A 16,901-nucleotide genomic window follows, 5' to 3' on the forward strand; every position below is an offset into this window, starting at 1 on the left:
ACAGCTACCTCGCCGGCCTCCACCTCCGCGCCGCCATGATCTGGATCGACGACCTCGTGAAAACCGCCGACTGATCACGACATCACACACGCCCTGGGGTCGATGGCCCACCGGCCCCGAGCGCGACACGCACATGTGTGGCGCGACTGCCAAAAGGTCCCGCAGGCCCATCGGCTGTCCCAGACGGGACCAAGGCCCTGAACGGCTGGGAACGCAGCCGACCTCATGGCCGATGCCCAGACAACGCTCGGGAGGTGCAATGGATACACCGTCCCGCGGCAGAGGCTTCTAGCCCCGCGCACGGTGTGTCTCCGCCCCCGAGCAGAAACCCGAAGAAGAACCGTGCTGATCATCGACTCCCACTGTGCAAACCCCGCCAAGGCTCGTCACGCTGCCGCAGACTACGTACAGCATTTCTGCCCCTGGGCTGACCGCGACGCCGTGACACTGGTGATCAGCGAGCTGGTCGGCAACGCCGTGCGCCATACCGCACGGGGGTACTGGCGCCTGCGTCTGAACAGCGACAACGCCCAGCTCATCGCCGACGTGCAGGACACCAGCCGCACGCCGCCGACGCCCAGGCAGCCAGACCTGTCCAGCGGCGGCGGCATGGGCTGGCATATCGCAGCAGACCTCACGTCCAAGCTCACCGTGCTGCCCGGGCCGGAAGGCAAAACTGTCCGAGCCGAATGGCACGCGACGGCCTGACAGACGCCCACCCCGCCCTCGCAGCAGCACCGCGGCGGAATCCGAGCCCCTGCGCCCGAATCTCCCCCGCGCCGAGGAGCACGCGTGAAGCGGCTCTGCCGCCCGGCCTCGATCCGGCAAGCGCCCCTCGCATCGCCTTCCGGCGAGCGGGGCCCGCCCGGGCGCCCGTGAAGATGAAGTCGCTCATGGGCTGAATGGCCATGCGCGTCGGACAAGTCCATCGCGCCTCTGTCATCCCGCGGCCAAGGGGCCATCACCCCCTCTTCCCCCCACCCACCACCTTTCAGCCGCCCGCGACGGGAGAGCCCTTTGCCCCAGTCCGACTCCACCGACGTCCCCTCGTCTACGCGGGCGCCCTTGGCCTATCCCTTTTACCTCGTCCACCAAAGCCTGGGCATATCTCTGACGCGAGGCATCCTCAAGTCCGTCCCGGCGCTCGGCCTGCTCCCCACCATCGCCCTCGGACTGCTCCTGTCACTCCTCTTGGCCACCACCCTGAACCGTCTGGTCGGCCGCAGATTCGGCCGCCTCCTGCGCCATCGTCTCGACGCTGCTGTCAAGACGCCGGATCCGCTTCCACCCGAGCGCACGCGCTGAGTCAGGCTGCGCGTCCGGTCGTACACCGGTACCGGCCGCCTGAATCCGCTGGGATACGAGCCCCGTTCATGTCTTCAGGTGCGGATGAACTTCGACGCTGCGCCGCCTCTGGCCCGGAGGCGGCCGAAGGAGGGCGCCCGGCGCGAGGAACCACGTGCGGCACGGCGCCGACAGCACCGATGACGTCACCGCGCGTACCGGTCGAAGAACTCCGTCGCATAGCGGATCGCTACCTGGCGCTGTTCAGCGGGTGTGAGCTGCTTCGGGTTGCCTGTCTTGTTGGTGCTCCGACACAGGCCACCGGGCAGGTTCCTCTGCTCGACCACGACATCGTCGGTGGCGAAGCGGGGCCCCGTGCCGGGAGTCCAGACCGTGTTGAAGAAGTTGTGGTTGGCGCCGGTGATGCCGTGATGCTCGGCATGCGGATTGTGGGCTGCCATGGCGAGGGGGACTTCGCTGTCGTCCCACATGGCGTCACAGGTCCCGGCGATCACCTCGAGGGGCACGCCCGTGATGTGCTCCTTGCCGGAGTCGATGCCGTTCATGGCAGGTGCTAGGGCCAGCGTGCCCCTGATGGTCACACCAGGCAGGGGCTTGCGGCTGTCCAAGACTTGGGCCAGGACACCCCCACCACCACGCGAATGCCCCATGGTCCCCACCCGGGTCAGATCCACGTGACCGGTGAACTGCGTGAGGCCCTTGAGTGGCCCCTGCCCTGCGGCCGCGTCCCGCCACATTTCCAGGTGTTTGTCGAGCAACGCCGCGCGGGCGAGGTGCCCTTGGCCGTGTTCGTGGGCCTGGATGCCGTTGGCCGAGAGTGAGACCGCGATGTAGCCCTTCTCGGCCAGGGCCTGGGCGAGGTAGGAGTATCCGAGGTAATTGTCGACGGGGCGGGCGCCGTTGCCGCACGGCCACAGGTAGGGGCGGACCGGCTTGTCCCCGGCGGCACAGGTGTCGCCCCAACCGTGCATCATCACCACCAGCGGGTGCTTGCCCTCGCCGAGGTGGCGGGGGTAGGTGACCGCAGCCTTCAGCTCCGTGCGCTCGCCGTCCAGGCCTGGTGGCGCATACGCGGCCTCGCCGAGATCGTAGGTGAGCTGGGCCACCTGGCCCGTGGCGGCCTGCGCTGATATCTGGGCGATCGCGGCCGTGCCGCTGCCGGCGGCGGGCGCCGACGTACCGCAGCACGTCACCACGGCGAACGCAGCCGCGGCGGACATCACAAGAGTGCTACGGCGCACGACAGCGGCGAAGAACGGCATGACCAGGGCCTTTCGGGTCACGGTCCGCGAACGGCGGAGCCTGTGGGGCCGCGGAGGCGGCGGGTGTTCTCCGACGGTAAGGGCGTCATGCGTCGACGACGTATCAAGCAGTCAGCGGCTGCGGCTCAGATGCGGCGCGCGGAATCCACCGGCGTGTGGGGCGGGGTTGACGGGGCGGCATGCGGTTCAGCGCCCCGTGTTCCCACGCGGGAGTCGAGGGCGCCAGAGGTGACCAGGGCAGTCACGCTTGCCGCAGCACGCGTCTGCGGATCACGTCGTGGGTGACCAAGAGAAGACCGCGGGCAGCGGGACCGGTGCCCAGGCGCCGTCACATACCCGAGTTGTACGTGCCGCGACGGCTGATGGGAGCCGCCCGCGCCGCCTGACGCGCCGTGGCCGTGGCGAGCATGGATTCGATGAGCGCCGTCACTCCTGGCGGGACGCCCTTGTCGGTGCCCTGCCGTCCAGGGGGCGACGGACAAGGGAGCACCGTAGGGCGAACTTCCACTGGCCCGCCGCCGTATGCAGAGCCGCTTCTCGGGATGCCGTTGTAGGAGCCCCCGCATGTAGTGCCTTGCCGAGGGGGGACATGCATATATCAGGCCCCGGACATCATGTGTGCCCGGGGCGAGGCGGGTTGGCCGGTCTGTCGAGTCAGATCCGGAACAGGTAGGAGGAGTTCGCATCCTTGACGCACGCGTTCGGGAAGGTGTGTTCGTAGCTGATGCGATGGCCGTTCCAGTAGCCGTCCACGGTTACGGTGATCGGCATGTACTCCAGGGTGCAGGCCTTGTGTTGGTTGAGGCCGGCCAGGCTGTCGAAAGCGCCGTCGACTCGCATCAGGTCCTCGCAGGCCTTGACGGCGTGCGGGTGGTCTCCAGTCACCGACGGCGCGCAGCCCAGGGTGACGGTGCGCTCGGCCCGCATGCTCTGGGAGCTGTCGCCGTGCCCCATGCCTATGACGAGTCTGGACTGAGGCGCGGGGGAGGGCGAGGGGCTGGCCGCGGCGACGCCCGCAGTGATCATCATCAGGCCCCCGGCGAGGGCGGACACGGCTGCCACTCGCCTGGTCGTGGTGCGCATCAAAGGTCACTCCTTGGTCGTGGATCATGCCGACGGGGGAAGTGTCGCCCAACCTCCCTGCCTCGGCACTACCGTGAGGGCTGATCTGGGCACGCAACGTCACGATCGTGTGGCCTGATGTCGCTCTCATTCATGTTGGGCCAACTCTGGGACACTTCACGGTAGTTGTCCCTCTTCTGGTCGCGCTGGGACGAGGGTGAGCGGCGCAACTGTGCATGTGAGCGATGTCGGAAGGGACAGTCCCGGCCAGCCCATCTCGCCCGAAACGGACCCTCAGGCGTCGGTGGTTCCGCTGACGGCGGCGTGGGCGACCTGGAGTTCGGCGCCGAGAACGCGGGTTTGGTCGGCGGCGATGGTGAGACCCAGGCCTGTGCCGCGTTCAGTGGCACCCGTCCGGAACCCGGCAGGGACCGCCCACGGCGCGACCCGGCTCCAAGTCATCGCAGATCGTCTGCGTCGCCTTCCCCTGGCGGAACCAGCTGCCCCGCCGCCCCGGTCCGGCCTTCATACAGGAGCGGGGCGGCCGGGCGGGCCCCGGCGGTCACCCTTGACGCGCGGTCGACGTCTTGACGGTCGTGAAGGAGATGCCCCAGGCAATGGCGGCGGTCAGCAGGCCGAACCAGCCGCCCGCCTTCGTCACCGTCCCCGCCTCGCCGAAGGCGCCGATCGTCAGCAGCGCGAAGGTGACAGCCAGCGAGGTGAACAGGGCGAACGTGGCCCGGTTGATCGTGCGGGCCGCGACCGCCATATAGGCGGTGAAGATCGTCCAGGCAAGCAGGAACAGCCCGAGTGCCTGGTGGGCGAGGTCGGCCGGGAGGGCGGCCTCGACGTGGGTGGCGTAGAGCCAGAACGCCATCCAGAACGCACCGTAGGAACAGAAGGCGGTGGCTCCGAACGTATTGCCCTTCTTGAACTCCCACAGTCCGGCAAGGAGCTGGCACAGCCCGCCGTAGAAGAGGGCGAGGGGCAGGACTACGCCCGTGAGGCGGGTGTCGAGCAGCCCAGCGTTGAAGCAGCTCAGCACCATCGTCGTCGTGGCGAACCCGGCGAGTCCGAGCGGGCCCGGGTCGGCGATGGGCTTGGGGGTGTTGGTGGGGGCGGTCTGGGCAGAGGTGGTGGTCACAGGATGTCTCTTCGCGGGGGTGGGCAGATGGCTCTTCTCGCGAAGTGTGCGTCTGCGGTGCGCTGCGCGCATCGGGCCGATTGTCCTGAGATGCCAGGTATTAGGGCAGCCGGGCTACATGTACCCCATGCCGATGGTCCCATCGCGCTCAGTGCACGGGCTGCCGCAGCGGTGGCAGGTGCAGGTCCCGGAAGACCGCGGTGAGCCGCAGGACCAGTACCAACCCTGCGGAGACCAGCGTGGTGGTCAGCGCCCCCGCCGCCAGCCAGTGCAGCAGCAGATAGCCGGCGGCACCGGCGAGCGCGGCGGTCGCGTACACCTCCTCGCGCAGCAGCAAGGGCGGGAACTGGCCACACAGCACGTCGCGTACCACTTCGCCGGTGACGCCCGTGAGGACGGCAAGGATGACCACTGCGAGCGGGGTGACGTGGGCGTCGACGGCGGCGCGGGCGCCTATCACCGTGACCACCGCGAGCCCGATCGCGTCCACGACCATCAGGGAGCGGTGCGGCAGCGCCCAGCGGCGCAGGTAGAGCATGGTGGCGACGGCAGTGCCCGCGATGACGGTGAGCAGCACCCAGTCGTGTGTCCAGTACAGGGGGTGCCGGTCGATGATCAGGTCGCGCACTGTACCGCCGGAGACGGAGGCGGCGAAGGCGAGGACCAGGCCGCCGAAGGGGTCCATGCGGGCGCGGTGCGCGGCAAGCACGCCACTGGCGGCGAACGCGGCGACACCGATCAGGTAGAGGATGTGCAGCATCGGAGTTCCTCGTAAAACGGCAGGCGAAAACGGGTGCGGGACGGTGCGGTGGGCGCTGGGCCGGACGCGGGCTCTCAGCGGGCGCGGCGGCGGGCCACGAGCAGCCCGGCGGCGGAGACGGCGGCTGTCAGCGAGACAGCGATCGCGTCCAGGACGGGATCGCCCCCGGTGTCCACGTCGGAGGCCGAGGCGGGGGGAGCGGGACGGCGTGGGGCGTCGGTGGGGGTGGCGGCCGGTGCGGCAAGCAGCACGGCGGTCAAAGTCCCGGCGAGCGCGGTGCCCACCGCGAAGCGACGGGAAGGGTGCATCCCTTGATGATCGGCGCCGGCCGCGCCCCGCGCATCGGCTGTTGGGCCAGGACCAGATAACCGGAAGGATGAGTTCCGATCGGCTCGAGCCTCTCCCCGCTGGAGTCTGACTCCATCCCGCCCTCGCGAAACGCCCGTGCGGCGGCTCCGAGATCGCCGGTCCGGCCGATCGGAGGGGCGGCACGAACACCAAGCTCGCGTCGGCTTGCGGCCCGCTTCGTCACGGAATACATGCTTCCGGCGAAGCCTGCCGACTGCCGTATGCGAGGAGGCGTACCCGGACGTTCGTGAGAGGGATCGGGTCGGTGGCGACCGCGTCGGCTGCGGTGCAGACGAGCTGGCGCCGGGCGGTCGTGGTGAGGCGCCATACCGGGGGGAGTTGAATCTCCACCGTGCCGGGTCCGGTGACCGTGGCCAGGGCCCTGGGGCGGGTGCCCAGGGGAAGGAAGCTGCCCAGGCCGCGGGCACGCTCCGCGCGATCGGGGCCCTCCAGCAGGAGGTCAACCGCGGCCTGGGGGTCACCGGCCGACCAGGACGGTCGGGACACGGGCTGGAGGCCGCTCGGGGAGTAGAAGTACAGGTGGAGCACGTCCGCGCGGCCGTGCGTCGAGCGCAGGCCTGGAGCAGGGGCACCGGCGGCGGACGGAGCGGTGTCACCGATGCCGCATCCGCCCAACAGGAGGCAGGCCGCCAGCAGCGCGGGCACGGCACGGCGGCTCATCGTGACCGCCGCGGCAGGGTGAGGGTGAACACCGCTCCGCCCGCAGGCGCGTTGGCGGCGGTGAGGGTGCCGCCGTGCAGCCGGGCGTTCTCGTCGGCGATGGAGAGGCCGAGGCCGCTGCCGTCGGAGCGGGTGCGTGCGGCGTCCGCCTTGTAGAAGCGGTCGAAGATGTGCGGCAAGACATCGTCGGGGATGCCGGGTCCATCGTCGGCCACGTTGACCACGAGATGCTCGCCCGTCAGCTGGGCATCGACCCGGATGTGAACTGTTGGCCCGCCATGGCGCAGGGCGTTGCCGATGAGGTTGGCGAGTATGACGTCGACGCGGCGCGGGTCGAGGCCGGCCCGCAGGTCCGGGGGGACGTCGGCTTCCACCCGGTCGTGCCAGTGGCGCATGGCCAGTGTCCTGCCGATGAACTCGGCCACGTCGATCTCGTCCAGATGGAGCGAGGCCGCGCCGGCGTCGAAGCGCGAGATCTCCATCAAGTCCTCCACCAGGCGAGCGAGTTTTCCGGTCTCGTCGGCGACCAGGTGCAGGGCCTCCGCCGCCTCGGGGGCCAGGTGGCCGGAGGACGCCTCGTCGTGCAGCACGTCGGTCACCGCGGTCATCGCGGCGAGCGGGGTGCGCAGTTCATGGGAGACATCGGCGGCGAAGCGCCGCGCCTTGGCCTCCATGTCCCGCAGCTGGGCGGCGTCGGCCTGGAGGGCGGCGGCCATCGTGTTGAACGCTGTTCCCAGCCCGGCGAGTTCGTCGGTTCCCGTGACGGCGATACGGGTGTCCAGGGCGCCCGTGGACATCTTCTCGGCGGCGCCGCGCAGTTGGTGAACCGGGCGCAGCACGCGGCGGGCCGCGAACAGGGCAGGCAGGACGGAGAGGAACACGACGGGCAGGACTCCGGCTCGTGCGGCGGAGATCAGGGCGCGTATGTCGTGTTGCTGCTGGGCGAGCGAGAACGTCGCGTACACCACCAGACCGGACGCCTTGCGGGGGGCGTCGTCGCTGGTGACGGGCAGGGCGATGGCGAGCCAAGGCTCGCGCTCGTGGTGGAAGCGCTGGATGAGGGCGGTGGTGGCGCCCGCGGCCGTGCGGCGCATCCCGGACGGCTCCGGCACACCGGTGGTGGTGGCGGTGACCGGAGGCCGGTTGCCGTACGCCGCCGAGGTGTGCCAGTCCCGTGAGCCGCCCGCCCGGTCCAGGGCGAGGGTGAGGGAGCGCAGGTCGATGTCGGAGGGAGCGGCGGGCATGTCCGGTGTAAGAGAGGCGAGTTGGGAGCGGAGATCGCGTACGGCACTGTCCTGGACGCCCTGAAGGATGGACTCGCGGGCCTGCCGGAAAGTGAGGGTGGCGGTGGTCAGGGCGCTGGCCACCGCCACCAGCAGGAACCCGACGACCAGCCGGGCGCGCAGCCCGCCCCGGAACAGCGGAAAGCGGGCGCGTCGCGCGACTGCCGCCGCCTGCCGCTGGGCGGGCGCGGTCACAGGGGCCCGAAGCGGTAGCCGAAGCCCCGCACGGTCTGGACGTACACCGGCCGGCGGGGGTCGTCCTCGATTCTGGCGCGCAGCCGCATGACGCAGGCGTCAACCACCCGGGGGTCCCCGTAGAAGCTGTACTCCCAGACATCTTCGAGGAGTTGCTGGCGGCTGAAGGTCTTCTCGGGTGCGGCACTGAGAAACAGCAGCAGCTTGATCTCGGACGGGGCCAGCGCGAGGTCCTGGCCGTGCTTGCGCACCCGCAGCGCGCCGCGGTCGATCTCCAGGGCTCCGGCCTCGACGGGTGCGCCAGTGGCGGCTGCGGCCTGGGAGGGGGAGACACGGCGCAGGACAGCGCGCATGCGGGCTTCGATGAGCACACCGCTGGCGGGCTTGACCACGTAGTCGTCGGCGCCCGCCTCCAGACCGACAACCACGTCCATGTCCTCGCCGCGCGCGGAGAGGATCACGATGGGCAGCTGGCTCGTCTCACGGATGCGGCGGCACACCTCGAGGCCATTCATGCCGGGCAGCATCAGGTCCAGGAGCACGAGGTCCGGCTCGAACGCCGCGAGCGTTTCCAGGCCCTCCTCGCCGGTGCCGACCGCCTCAGTCTCGTGCCCGCGGCGGGTCAGGCCCAGGACGACACCGCGGCGCACAGCCGGATCGTCCTCGATCAACAGAACACGCGGCATGGACGGGATCCTTTCTCTGGTGCGGGAGTGGGCCGCTTCGTGGCTCGATGGCGCCGACGGGGTGCAATGTCGTTCCTGGGCACCGGTGTTGGCGTTGTTCACGGTCGTCGGCCGGGTCGTCCCGCGCAGCGCAGACGGAGGTCAGGTGCCTGGTTGCTGGGGGACGGCCGTGGCGGTGGCGTCGCAGATGAGTGGCCAGCCCGACCCGGTCTCGCCCGACTCGTGGATGCGGACCACGACCTCCGCCGAGGGCCTGCCGCCGGGCACGCCCGGTGCGGCGGCGGCCGTACACACCAGTTGGCTGACCGCACGGCGGTCGAGTTCGCTGGCCGTCCACGGCAGCGACACCTCGACCGTGCCCTGCCCCGTCCGCACCGTGACCTGGTGGCGGCCGCCGGGCAGCGCGGTGGTCAGGCCGCGCGACCGCTCGGCGGGCATCGGGCCGGCCAGCAGGGCCTCCAGAGCATGCTGGGGTCCTGCCCCCGGCGGCGCGGGGCGCAGCACCGGCCACGTGCCGTGCGGTGCGATGAAGTAGACGCGTTCAACGGGGCCGGGGCCGGCTGCCCGCCCGCGCGCCAACGCCGCTCCGGCCGACTGGGGTCCGGTGTCCGCCACCCCGCACCCCGCGAGAGCGGCCGTCGCCAGCCACGGCAGGCAACGCAGCACTGTCCGGCCGTGACGCCGAGGACTCGGACATCCAGTGGGAGCGACGCCCCACAGCGCCTCCTCGGGGCCCTTCGCTCCTATGGCAACCGGCTCTTCTGGGGTGCCAGTTGCGCAACGTGACCATGGCGGGGTCCGTCTGCCGGGTCGCGCCTTCATCGCAGCTGGCTGATGTCGACGGTGCCCGCGCCCGCGGCGGGTACGGGGATGGCCGCCCACAGGACGGTGCCGGTCAGTGCAAGAGCCGCCACCGCGATCAGGCCGCGGCGCCCGGCCGCCCAGCCGGAGCGGAACCGGAGGGGGTCCTCCACCACGTGTTTGGTCACCGCGGCGGCAGCCAGTGACAGGGCGATTGCCACAGCGGTGGCTCCCCAGTCGCCGAGATCGGACAGCCGGGGCAACAGGAGCAGGTACACCGGCCAATGCCACAGGTACAGGCTGTAGGACAACTCGCCCAGGCAGCGCGGCAGGCCGCTGCCTGCGATCCGTGCCGCCCGGGTGCCGGGCACCCGGGCCATGAGCACGATCAGTACAGCCGCGGCCAGCGAGTGCGCGAACAGGCCTCCGGTGTACAACTGGGGCGTCTTCTCGCCGTCGGTCACCACCCACGACACTCCGAGGCCCGCCGCCAGGATCAGGCAGAGCAGGTCGGCCGCGCGGCGCGGGATGCGGGCGGCCAGGTCACGTACGGGGGCGGTGGCCACGACCGCGCCGAGCAGCAGGGCGAAGGCGCGGGTATCGGTGCCCTCGTAGGCGCGGGTGGTGTCCACCGCACCACTGTGCGTGATCATGACGGCGAGGGAGGCCAGCGCACCCGCCCCGGCGAGGGCGGCCACGAGGTGCTGGGCATGCCGACCGCGCGCTGCCAGGGCCACAATGAGCGGCCAGAGCAGGTAGAACTGCCACTCGACGCCGATGCTCCACAGATGGGCGAAGACACGGGTTTCGGAGGCGTTCCAGTAGCCGATCTGCTCGGTGATGTAGTGCCAGTTGACCGCCTGGGCCGCCACCCACGGCACGTCGTCCAGGGCGAAGCGCAACTGGGCCACGGTGCCCACGGCCCAGGTGGCGGCCACGGCGGCCACCAGCACACTGATCAGGGCGGGCAGCAGCCGCCGGGCCCGGCGCACCCAGAACGCGACGAGCGCGATGCGGCCGCCGTCCTTCTCACGCAGCAGCAGGCCGGTGATCAGGAACCCGGACAGCACGAAGAACAGGTCGACGCCGAGAAACCCGCCGCTCAGGTGTCCGGCGTGGAAGAGCAGTACGGCCGCGACCGCGAAGCCGCGCAACCCGTCGAGGGCAGCGACGTGCGCATGGCCCGCGCCACCAGGTTGCGGTGCGCGGTGCCGGCCCAACAGCAGGCGGTCGCAAGCCGGCGGCAGCGGGGCATCCATGGAGGTGTTCATGGCGGACCAGCCCTTCAGCTGCCGCACTTGAGCTTGCCGTAGCGAGCGTCGCCGGTCCACGAGCCCTGGGCCCACTTGTCCGCCGGCGCGGGCGTGAATCCGGCCAGCCGACCGAGCTGATCGGTGAACCACTTGGCGAACGCCGCCGAGCCCTGCTGGCAGGAATGGATGCCGTCCTCGGAGCGCTGCGCTTTCTTGTCCTTGTAGTCGCTGCCCCACAGGGCGGAGGAGTCGAGGAAAGCGACCGTGCCGCTGCTCGCGTCGGCGAGCTCCTTGGCGGCCTTCGGGGCGCTCTTGAGCTTGCTCCCGAACTTCTTGTACGGGCCGGAGGTGTCGTCGAAGGGCGGGTTCGTAACGAGCACCAACTTGGCTCCGGCATCCTTGGCGGCCTTGGCCAACTTCTCGTACGAGGTCTTCTGTTGCGCCTGGCTGCCCCAGTCATAGGTGGTGATCTGGTAGGCGATCACACTCGGGCGAAAGTCCCCGATGGCCTTGGGGAGGTCCCGCCAGGTGCTCTGGGCGCCGTTCATCTCGGCGTACTCACCCTCGACAACCGAGCCACCGCCCGGGGACGCCATGGTCTTGAACGCGGCGCCGCCCGCCTTCAGCGCGGCCTCCAGCGGCGGGGCCTCAGCGTCGGCGATCGAGTCGCCCAGCCACAGCACCTTCACACCAGTGCCCCGTGCGCTCTGGTCCGTCCGCGCCGCGGCGTCGGAGTCGGGCTTCCCGGCGCCCTTGCCCTGGCCTCCGCAGCCGACCGCCGCCGTGCCGAGGACGGCGGCCGCGGCCACGGCACGCAGGCTGTATAGGGAGAGGCGACGGATGGGGCGACGCCTGTTGCGGGCGTAACGGTTGCTGTTCATGGCACCAGAAAAACACCCTGAGCAGGCACGAAGCCGCCTTGTCATCATTTGCTCATACAACGGGGAAAGAGCGCTCAAACTGGCGGTGCAGTCGCCCGGCCAGTTGGCTCAGGTCCGCGTTGCCACCTGACAGCACGGCGACGACCGGCCCCCGAAAACTGCCCGGTGCGGCCATGAGGGCGGCGACCGGTGCGGCGCCGGCCGGTTCCACCAGGAGCTTGGCCCGCTCCAGGCAGGTGAGTTGGGCGGCGCGCAGCTCGTCCTCGGTCACGGTGCGCACCTCGTCGACCAGTTCCCTGACGATGCGGAAGGGGAGATCGCCGGGGCGGGCGACGCGGATGCCGTCCGCGGCCGTGGGGCGCACAGGAACCGTCAGCGGCCGCCCGGCCGCGAGCGCGGCCGGGTAGGCGGCGGCGTTCTCCGCCTGCACCCCGACGACACAGACCTCGGGGCGGAGCGCCTTGACGGCGAGCGCGACCCCGGCGGCGAGTCCGCCGCCGCCGACCGGCACCACGACCGTGCCCACCTCAGGGCACTGGTCAAGGATCTCCAGGCCGAGCGTGCCCTGCCCCGCGATGACGTCCGGGTGGTCGTAGGGGTGGATGAACATGGCGCCCCTGCGGCGGGCGTACTCCTGGGCGACAGCCAGTGTCTCGTCCACCACGTCCCCGGCCGACCGCACGAGGGCCCCGTAGCCACGGGTCGCCTCGGTCTTTGCCTCGGGCGCGCCCTTCGGCATGAACACCGTCGCGCGCACACCCAACAACGCGGAGGCGAGGGCCACGCCCTGGGCGTGGTTGCCCGCGCTCGCCGCGACCACCCCGGCCGCCCGCTCGGCCGGGGTGAGCCGGGCGATCCGAGCGTAGGCACCGCGCAGCTTGAACGAGCCGGTGCGCTGGAGGTTCTCGCACTTGAGCCGGACCGGCACACCGGCCAGGCGGGACAGGTGGCGGCTCCCTTCCAGGGGCGTCGTGTGCACCACCGCGGCGAGACGGTCCCCGGCGGCGCGGATGTCGGCGAGCGTCGGGGTGGCCCGGTGGGCGTCAACTGGCCTAACGCAAAGGCCGGTTGGGACGCCGGGTGATGAAGCGGCCCGTGCGAGACGGGCCGTTGCCGGGGCGGGGGAAAGAGCGTCCGGATCATGGATCATGCCGCCAGCATCACCGCGCGCGCACGACATCACCGGCGCTCTCACCGGATGCGGACGAACTGCAAACACGTCCGGGGTGAAGTCATCATGAAACGGTCATATCGGATCCTTACCGTCGGGGACAGGCAGCCAGAAAGGACCCCGATGATGCCTGCGACCCACACCGCACCACCCGTGAGCGCATCCGACGCGAACCCCGACGGACCCGAGAAGGCACCCGAGAACCCGGGGTTCGGCCGATACTTCACGGACCACATGGTGACCATCGGCTGGGACGCGGAGCGCGGCTGGCACACAACCCGGCTCTCCCCGTACAGGCCACTGCCGCTCGACCCAGCCAACATGACCCTGCACTACGCGCAGTCCGTCTTCGAGGGCCTCAAGGTGTACCGCCGCCCCGACGGCGCGACGGTCGCCTTCCGCCCCGACGAGAACGCCCGCCGCTTCCAGGCCTCCGCCCGCCGGATGGCCATGCCCGAGCTGCCCGTCGACGCCTTCCTGGCCTCGCTCGACATCCTGGTCAGCGCGGACCGCGCCTGGGTGCCGTCCCGGCCCGACCACTCGCTCTATCTGCGCCCCTTCCTGTTCGCCACCGAACGCGGCTTCAGCGTCCGGGCATCGGCCGAGTACCTGTACGTCGTCATCGCCTCGCCCACCGAGAGCTACTTCGCGTCCGGGACACAGCCCGTCTCGGTGTGGATCTCGCACCAGTACACGCGGGCCGCGCCGGGCGGGACGGGCGCCGCCAAGACGGGCGCCAACTACGCCGCCTCCCTGATGGGCCAGGCCGAGGCCACCGCGCACGGCTGCGACCAGGTCGTCTGGCTGGACGCCCGCGAGCGCCGCTGGGTGGAGGAGATGGGCGCCATGAACCTCTTCTTCGTGTACGGGGACCGGCTGGTCACCCCGGCCCTGACCGGCTCTCTGCTGCCCGGCATCACCCGCGCCTCTCTGCTCACCCTCGCCCGCGACCTGGGGCTGCGCGCCGACGAGGGACGCGTCGGCGTCGACGAGTGGCGCCGGGACGCCGAGAGCGGCGCGCTCACGGAGGTCTTCGCCTGCGGTACGGCCGCAGGCGTTACCCCCGTCGGCACGGTGCGCTCCGCGCACGGTGCGTGGACCACCGGAACGGGAGGGCCGGGCCCGGTCACCACCCGCCTGCGCGACGAACTCCAGGCACTCCAATCGGGCACCGCGCCCGATCCGCACGGCTGGCTCACCGAATTGGGCGGGCCCGGCCCGGTCGCGCTGAGCCGCCCCGGTGTCGATCTGCGCGCCCTGCTCACCGCCCCGGCCCCCACCAACTGACCGCCCCACCACAAGGATTCGGCCCAGATGCTTCCCCTCCCCCCTCCTCTGCCCGCGCCCTACCAGCGCCCGCACTTCATCGGTATCGCCGGTTCCGGCATGTCCGGCATCGCCAAACTGCTCCTCCAGCGCGGCGCCCGCGTATCGGGCAGCGACCGCGACGACAACCCGGCGGCCCAGGCGCTGCGCGGTCTCGGCGCCACCGTGCACACCGGCCACGCCGCCACCCACCTGCCGGACGACGCCACGTGCGCAGTGATCTCCAGCGCCATCCCCGATACCAACCCGGAACTGGCGCGCGCCGTTCGCCGAGCTCTTCCCGTCATCCACCGCTCCCACGCGCTGGCGGCGCTGATGGAGGGATTCCGCACGATCGCGGTGGCCGGCACCCACGGCAAGACCACCACCACCTCCATGCTGGCCACGGCGCTGACGGCGATGGGCGAGGACGCCTCGTACGCCATCGGCGCCGATCTCAACACCCCGGGCTCGGGCGCCCACCAGGGCGGGGGCGAGCTGTTCGTGGCCGAGGCCGACGAGAGCGACCACAGCTTCCACATCTACCGGCCGCACACCGCGATCGTCCTGAACATCGAGTTCGAGCACCACGCCAACTACGCGACGCTGGAGGAGATCTACACCTCCTTCGAGACCTTCCTCGGCCATCTCGCGCCCGGCGGCACCCTCGTCGTCTCCGCGGACCAGCCCGGCGCCCGGGAGGTGACCCGGCGTGTCCTGGCGGGCCCGCGGCCCCCACGCGTGCTGACCTACGGTACGTCCGCCGGGGCCGACGTCCAGATCCTCGACGTCGCCGCCCGCGGCAGTACGAGCCTCGTCACCATCCATACGGACGCGACGACCACCACATTCCCGGTCTCCGTGCCGGGAACGCACTACGCGCACGACGCGGTCGCCGCCCTGACTGCCGCTCTCGCCGAAGGCCTCCCGCTCGACCGCGTCGCCCCGGCCCTCGGCGCGTACACCGGAGCCAAGCGCCGACTGGAGTCCAAGGGCGAGGCGGCCGGGGTGCGGGTCGTCGACACTTACGCCCATCACCCCACCGAGATGGCCGCCGATCTTGCCGCCCTGCGTCAGGCCCACGGCGACGCGCGCCTCCTCGTGGCCTACCAGCCCCACCTCTACTCCCGTACCCGGGCCCTCGGCGCCGCCATGGGCCGGGCCTTGGCCCTCGCGGACGCCTCGCTGGTCCTGGACATCTACCGGGCTCGCGAGGAACCGATCCCCGGGGTCAGCAGCCAGCTGATCGTGGACGCGGCCCGCGCGGCCGGCGCGGCCGCCGACGGTGTCCTCACCCTCGCCGAAACCCCCGCCGCGATCGCCGCGATCGCCCGGCCCGGTGACATCGTCGTCACCATGGGCGGCGGCGACATCACCCTGGCCGGGCCGGAGATTCTCCGCCACCTCTCGGCCCGGGCCATCTCCCGGTGACCCGCCTGTCCCCGGCCGGCGCCCAGCGGCCCCGCACCACGGACGCCGCCCACCGCCGCGCCTACCCCGCCACGGCTGTACGCCGCCTGATCGAGGACGGCGTCCATCGCGGCGTCTACCCCGGCGCCACCTGGGCGGTCGGCGATTCGGGGGGACTGCGCGACCTCGGCGCCACGGGCCTGCTGGACCCGGACGCCAGCACCGACCGGATGCGCCCGGACACACTGTTCGACGTGGCGAGCTTCACCAAGATCCTGGTCACCTGGACATGCGTCGGCGCCCTGTGGGAGCGCGGCCTGCTCAATCTCGACGCCCCGCTGGGCAGTTACTGGCCCGCGACCGCGGGACACCCCGTCGCAGACCTCACCGCCCGGCATCTGCTGACCCACACGGCGGGCCTCCCGCTGCGGGCCCAGCTCAAGCCCCTGTATGGCACCGACCCTGCCGCCGTCCGACGCGGCATCCTCACCGAGCCGCTGCGCCGTCCGCCCGGCGAGGCCGTGGAGTACACCGACCGCGCCGCGATGATCCTCGGCTTTCTCACCGAGCACCTCGCCGGACACCAACTCGCCGAACAGGCCGCACCCCTGTGGCGCAACCTCGGTCTCACCTCCACCGGTTACGGCCCCCTCCCCCGCGCCCGCCGCGCCGCCTGCGCCCCTACCGAACGCGACCCAGACACCGGGCTGCGCCCCCGCGGCACGGTCCACGACTATTCCGCCCGCGTTCTCGGCCTCTCGTGCGGCAGCGCGGGTCTCTTCTCCCACGCCCAGGACGTGGGCCGCTTCCTGACCCATCTGCTCGGATCTCCCAGCCCAGGAGCAGGCCCCGCGGTCAGCCCGGCCTGGACGCGTTTCTCGCTCCAGGTCCACACCGGCCAACTCACGCCTGCAAGAGGCCTGTTGTGGCACCTGGCTCCCGGCACCGAGTCCGCGTCCGACATCTGGGCCCACTACGGCTTCACCGGCACCGGTCTGTGGATCTGCCCCCGCCAGGGCCGCTGGGCGGTACTGCTCACCAACAAGGTCTACTACTCCCGCCACCGCGGCCCGCTGACCGAAATCCGCGACGCGTTCCGCGGCCTGATATTCGGCTGAACTCCGAGGACGGCCGCCAGACACACACGAGCGTTGCGCCCCCTGATGCACAGCGAACAGCCCGGGTACACGACACGGCACCCGTGAACCTCAGTCGCCTGCGAGGCGGGCGCTGAGCCACTGGAGGGAGGGCGGAATCTCCGGGAGTGTCCAATAGACGGCGGATCCGATGATCAAGGAGACGCCTGATGAGTGAGACCATGACCGAGCACGGGGCCGTGGAGGAGCCGGTCGTC

The 16,901-nt window shown here is 71.1% G+C and carries 17 protein-coding genes and 1 pseudogene; 5 read left to right on the plus strand and 13 right to left on the minus strand.

What is annotated here, in order from left to right; all coding sequences use genetic code 11:
* The first annotated feature begins 342 nt into the window (after positions 1-342).
* Together AC07F3_RS42030 and AC07F3_RS42035 are read left to right on the plus strand one after the other, a co-directional pair.
* A complete protein-coding gene (locus AC07F3_RS42030; protein WP_479120375.1) occupies positions 343-708 on the plus strand; it encodes an ATP-binding protein in 366 nt (121 codons plus the stop codon).
* A 357-nt stretch (positions 709-1,065) separates the two neighbouring features.
* The gene (locus AC07F3_RS42035) at positions 1,066-1,305 is read left to right on the plus strand and encodes a hypothetical protein (protein WP_479120376.1); all 240 of its coding nucleotides are present in this window, start codon (positions 1,066-1,068) and stop codon (positions 1,303-1,305) included.
* 185 nt (positions 1,306-1,490) lie between these two features.
* Here AC07F3_RS42035 and AC07F3_RS42040 read toward each other — a convergent pair whose 3' ends face one another.
* The 13 genes and pseudogenes from AC07F3_RS42040 to AC07F3_RS42100 form a co-directional block, all read right to left on the minus strand.
* Positions 1,491-2,525: an alpha/beta hydrolase gene (locus tag AC07F3_RS42040; protein WP_479120377.1), complete on the minus strand. Its 1,035-nt coding sequence runs from the start codon at positions 2,523-2,525 to the stop codon at positions 1,491-1,493.
* A 696-nt stretch (positions 2,526-3,221) separates the two neighbouring features.
* Positions 3,222-3,650 (minus strand): SSI family serine proteinase inhibitor, encoded by a 429-nt coding sequence (locus AC07F3_RS42045; RefSeq protein ID WP_479120379.1) that lies wholly within the window; start codon positions 3,648-3,650, stop codon positions 3,222-3,224.
* Positions 3,651-3,923: 273 nt separating this feature from the next.
* On the minus strand, positions 3,924-4,091 hold the full coding sequence (locus AC07F3_RS42050; protein WP_479120380.1) for a hypothetical protein: 168 nt from the start codon (positions 4,089-4,091) through the stop codon (positions 3,924-3,926).
* 100 nt (positions 4,092-4,191) lie between these two features.
* Positions 4,192-4,773: an acetate uptake transporter gene (locus tag AC07F3_RS42055; RefSeq protein ID WP_479120381.1), complete on the minus strand. Its 582-nt coding sequence runs from the start codon at positions 4,771-4,773 to the stop codon at positions 4,192-4,194.
* A gap of 148 nt (positions 4,774-4,921) precedes the next feature.
* A complete protein-coding gene (locus AC07F3_RS42060; RefSeq protein WP_479120383.1) occupies positions 4,922-5,533 on the minus strand; it encodes a trimeric intracellular cation channel family protein in 612 nt (203 codons plus the stop codon).
* Positions 5,534-5,607: 74 nt separating this feature from the next.
* Positions 5,608-5,841, minus strand: coding sequence for a hypothetical protein (locus AC07F3_RS42065; protein WP_479120384.1), 234 nt, complete (start codon positions 5,839-5,841; stop codon positions 5,608-5,610).
* A gap of 220 nt (positions 5,842-6,061) precedes the next feature.
* Positions 6,062-6,562, minus strand: coding sequence for a GerMN domain-containing protein (locus AC07F3_RS42070; protein WP_479120386.1), 501 nt, complete (start codon positions 6,560-6,562; stop codon positions 6,062-6,064).
* Positions 6,559-8,040 (minus strand): ATP-binding protein, encoded by a 1,482-nt coding sequence (locus AC07F3_RS42075; protein ID WP_479120387.1) that lies wholly within the window; start codon positions 8,038-8,040, stop codon positions 6,559-6,561. The genes AC07F3_RS42070 and AC07F3_RS42075 overlap by 4 nt, the downstream gene beginning before the upstream one ends.
* Positions 8,037-8,726, minus strand: a complete 690-nt coding sequence (locus AC07F3_RS42080; RefSeq protein ID WP_479120389.1) for a response regulator — start codon at positions 8,724-8,726, stop codon at positions 8,037-8,039. The genes AC07F3_RS42075 and AC07F3_RS42080 overlap by 4 nt, the downstream gene beginning before the upstream one ends.
* A gap of 141 nt (positions 8,727-8,867) precedes the next feature.
* Entirely contained in the window at positions 8,868-9,341 is a 474-nt protein-coding gene (locus tag AC07F3_RS42085) for a GerMN domain-containing protein (protein WP_479120390.1), read from the minus strand.
* Between the two features lie 203 nt (positions 9,342-9,544).
* Complete coding sequence (locus AC07F3_RS42090; RefSeq protein WP_479120391.1) at positions 9,545-10,798, minus strand: acyltransferase family protein; 1,254 nt, start codon at positions 10,796-10,798, stop codon at positions 9,545-9,547.
* 14 nt (positions 10,799-10,812) lie between these two features.
* Positions 10,813-11,661 carry an SGNH/GDSL hydrolase family protein gene (locus AC07F3_RS42095; protein WP_479120392.1) on the minus strand — a complete coding sequence of 283 codons (849 nt, stop codon included), beginning with the start codon at positions 11,659-11,661 and terminating at the stop codon, positions 10,813-10,815.
* Between the two features lie 112 nt (positions 11,662-11,773).
* A pseudogene (locus AC07F3_RS42100) lies at positions 11,774-12,811 on the minus strand (threonine/serine dehydratase); the annotation flags it as partial.
* Positions 12,812-12,958: 147 nt separating this feature from the next.
* On the opposite strand from AC07F3_RS42100, the gene AC07F3_RS42105 reads away from it, so the two are divergent.
* The 3 genes from AC07F3_RS42105 to AC07F3_RS42115 are packed head-to-tail and all read left to right on the plus strand — an operon-like array spanning position 12,959 to position 16,665.
* Positions 12,959-14,119, plus strand: a complete 1,161-nt coding sequence (locus tag AC07F3_RS42105) for a branched-chain amino acid aminotransferase (protein ID WP_479120396.1) — start codon at positions 12,959-12,961, stop codon at positions 14,117-14,119.
* A 27-nt stretch (positions 14,120-14,146) separates the two neighbouring features.
* Entirely contained in the window at positions 14,147-15,568 is a 1,422-nt protein-coding gene (gene murC, locus AC07F3_RS42110; protein ID WP_479120394.1) for a UDP-N-acetylmuramate--L-alanine ligase, read from the plus strand.
* Positions 15,569-15,573: 5 nt separating this feature from the next.
* Positions 15,574-16,665 (plus strand): serine hydrolase domain-containing protein, encoded by a 1,092-nt coding sequence (locus AC07F3_RS42115; RefSeq protein ID WP_479120398.1) that lies wholly within the window; start codon positions 15,574-15,576, stop codon positions 16,663-16,665.
* Positions 16,666-16,901 lie beyond the last annotated feature (236 nt).

Source organism: Streptomyces sp. NPDC045846, assembly GCF_056431605.1.